Consider the following 3,884-nt stretch of genomic DNA (forward strand, 5'->3'; position numbering starts at 1 on the left):
CGCGGCAAGCTCGAGATGCTGCTGCGCCTGCTGGCGCAGGGCGAGGCCGACGGCTTCCTGCCGCTGGTGCCCGGCAGCTTCGCGACCGGCCGCACGCCCTACGTGCTCACGCTCGACAGCGACACCGTGCTGCCGCCCGGCGCGCTGCGCGAGCTGGTCGCGGTCGCCGCGCATCCGCTCAACGCGCCTCGTGTCGATGCCGCGCGCCGCCGCGTGGTCAGCGGCTACGGCATCCTGCAGCCGCGCATCGTCACGCCCTTCGGGCCGCGCGAGGAGCGCTCGCTGTTCCGCTGGATCTTCGCGGGCGCCTGCGGGCTCGATCCCTACAGCAACAGCGCCTCCGACGTGTACCAGGACGTCTTCGGCAGCGGCTCGTTCACCGGCAAGGGCCTGCTCAACGTGCGTGCCGTGCATGCGGTGCTCGACCGCCGGCTGCCCGACGACGCGGTGCTGAGCCACGACCTGCTCGAAGGCGCGATGGCGCGTTGCGCGGTGGTGAACGACCTGGTGCTGGTGGAGGACTTCCCGCACCACGCGGGCGTGTTCGCCTCGCGCGTGCACCGCTGGGTGCGCGGCGACTGGCAGCTGCTGCCGCTGATGTGGCGCGCCCGCCACTACGGCATCGACGGCGTGGGGCTCTGGAAGATGGGCGACAACCTGCGCCGTTCGATGGTGGTGCCGGCCTCGTTCGCGCTGCTGGTGCTGGTGGTGTTCACGCATGCGCTGCCGCTGGGCTGGACCTTGCTGGCCGTGGCCGCGGGGCTGACCATCGGCCCGGTGCTCGGCGCGCTGGCCGGGCTGGTGCCGACGCGGCGCGCGATCGAGCTGCGCCACTTCTTCGACGTCGGCGCGGTCGAGCTGCTGCGCGCCCTGGCCGGCGCGGCCTGGCAGTTCGTGCAACTCGCCGCGCAGGCGCGGATGCTGCTCGACGCGATGGCGCGCGCGCTCTGGCGGCTGTTGGTGAGCCGGCGGCGCCTGCTGCAATGGACCACCGCCGCGCAATCGCAGGCCCAGTCGAGCCAGCGCCTGGCCGCGTTCCTGCGCGGTGGCGGCGCGGTCGGGGGGGCCTGCCTGCTGCTGGCCGTGGCCGCGCACTACAGCGACTGGCCGGTGCTGGCCCCGCTGCTGTTCGTGCTGTGGGCACTGGCGCCGGTCGCGGCCTGGTGGGGCAGCCGGGTCGAAACCGGGCGTCCCGACGCGCTCGACACCGGCCAGCGCGACTACCTCGAGGCGCTGGCGCGCGACACCTGGCGCTTCTTCGAGCACGTGGTCGGCGCGCAGGACAACCACCTGCCGCCCGACAACCTGCAGACCGATCCCGAGCCGGCCCTGGCGCACCGCACCTCGCCGACCAACATCGGCATGTACCTGCTGGCGGCCGCCTGCGCGCGCGAGTTCGGCTGGATCGGCAGCACCGAGCTGGTGGCGCGGCTGACGGCCACGCTCGGCAGCGTCGACCGGCTGCACAAGCACCAGGGCCACCTGTGCAACTGGTACGACACGCGCACGCTCGAGCGGCTGGCGCCGGCCTACGTCTCGAGCGTGGACAGCGGCAACCTGGCCGGCCACCTGATCGCGGTGGCACAGGCCTGCCGTGCCTTCGCGGCGCAGGACGCGGCCGGCGGCGGCGCGGCCGGGGCACCGAACGGCGAGGCCCTCGAGGCGCTCGCGCGGCGCTGCGAGGCGCTCAGCGACGGCATGGACTTCCGCGGCCTCTACGACCCGAAGCGGCACCTGTTCCACATCGGGCTGCGCGTGGACGACGACGTGCTCGACGCCAGCTACTACGACCTGATGGCCTCGGAGTCGCGGCTGCTGAGCTTCCTCGCGATCGCCAAGGCCGACGTGCCGCGGCGCCACTGGATGGCGCTGGGCCGGCCCTTCCTGCTGGTGGGCTTCCGGCCCGGCCTCAAGTCGTGGTCGGGCTCGATGTTCGAGTACCTGATGCCCTCGCTGGTGATGCCCGAGCCCGACGACGGCCTGCTGCAGGTGGCCAATGCCGCCGCCATCGCCGAGCACCGCGCCTTCGCGCGCGCGCAGGACCTGCCCTGGGGCGTGTCGGAGTCGGCCTATCACGGCCGCGACCATTCGCTGGCCTACCAGTACGCGCCTTTCGGCGTGCCGCGGCTCGCGCTGCGCCGCACGCCGCCCACCGACCGCGTGGTGGCGCCCTATGCGAGCGCGCTGGCCGCGGTGCTCGCGCCGGCCGAGGCGACCGACAACCTGCGGCTGCTCGAATCGCTGGGCGCGCGCGGCGCCTACGGCTTCCACGACGCGGTCGACTTCACCGCCTCGCGCCAGCACGAGGGCCAGGCCTTCACCGTGGTGCGCAACTTCATGGCGCACCACCAGGGCATGACCCTGGTGGCGCTGTGCAACGTGCTGCGCGACGACGCGCCGCGCCGCTGGTTCGGCAGCGCGGCCGTGGTGGAGGCGCATCTCTCGCTGCTGCACGAGCGCACGCCGCGCCAGATCATCGGCAGCGCCGACCCGCGTTCGCCGCCCGAGCCCAGCCGCGGCGAGCTGCCGCCGATGTTCCAGCCGCGGCTGGTCGACCCGCTGGCGCCGGGCCCGCAGCCCACGCACCTGCTGTCGAACGGCCGCTACACGGTGGCGCTGCGCGCCAGCGGCGCCGGCGTGAGCCGCTGGCGCTCGTTCAACGTGACGCGCTGGCGCGACGACCCGCTGCGCGACGGTTACGGCACCTTCTTCTACCTGCGCGACGACGCGAACGACACGCCCGTCTCGCTGACCGCGCTGCCCGCGCCCGGCATCGACTGGGACTACCGCACCCGCTTCCTCGCCGACCAGGTGCAGTTCGATGCCAGCGGGCCGGGCCTGCAGGTGCGCACCACGGTGCTGATCAGCCCCGAGGACGACACCGAGCTGCGCAGCATCACGCTGCAGAACACCGGCGAGCGCACGCGCACGCTCGAGCTGTTCTCGTACTTCGAGCCTGTGCTCTCGAACCCCAAGGCCGACGAGGCCCATCCGGCCTTCGCCAACCTGTTCGTCGAGTCGCGCTGGCGCCCGGACCTGCGCGCGCTGCTGATGTCGCGCCGGCCGCGGCTGCAGGGCGATCCGGCGGTGGCGGCCGTGCATTTCGTGGCCTCTGTCGATGCCCACGTGATCGCCATCGACTGCATGACCGACCGGCGCGCCTTCGTCGGCCGCAACCGCACGCTGGCGGCGCCGGCGATCGACATGCAGCCGCTCGATGCCACCGGCGCGCCCATCAACGGCCTCGATCCCATCGCCTGCCTGCGCGTGCGGCTGTCGATCGCGCCGGGCGCCACCGCGCGGCTGGGCTTCGCCACCGCGGCCGACGACAGCATCGAGGCGCTGATGCCCACCATCGACCGCTACCTCGAGCCGATGCACGTGGAGCGCACGAAGCGTATGGCCGCCACGCTGGCGCAGGTGCGGCTGCGCGACCTCACGATCACGCCCGCGCAGAACGTGGCGCTGCAGGACCTCACCACCATCCTCACCTACACCACGCCACGCCCGATGGGCGAGCGCGGCCTGTTCGACCTGCGGCAGATCTGGCGCTTCGGCATCTCGGGCGACAAGCCGATCGTGCTGGTGCTGATCCATTCGGTGAGCGGCATGGGCCTGGTCAATGCGCTCTTGCGCGCGCAACCATGGTGGGGCTTCGGCGGCGTGGCCTGCGACCTGGTGGTGATCAACGGCGAGCCGGCCTCCTACCTGCTGTCGCTGCAGCGCGAGATCGAGACCTTGCGCCAGCGCGTGCTGCAGCAGACCCGCAACAGCTTTCCGCGCAACGACACGGCCGGCTTCTACCTGCTGCACGAGCAGGAGGTGTCGGCCGCCGAGCGCGCGGCGCTGTCGAGCATGGCGCGCGTGGTGTTCACCGCCGACGG

At 73.0% G+C, this 3,884-nt stretch carries 1 protein-coding gene; it reads left to right on the top strand.

Annotated elements, in window-relative coordinates; genetic code table 11:
* Positions 1-3,884 (top strand): glucoamylase family protein (locus AC27VN_RS35195; protein WP_490879608.1); only part of this gene is annotated, 3,884 nt, incomplete at both ends.

The organism is Variovorax sp. 20P10.2.4 (assembly GCF_058244205.1).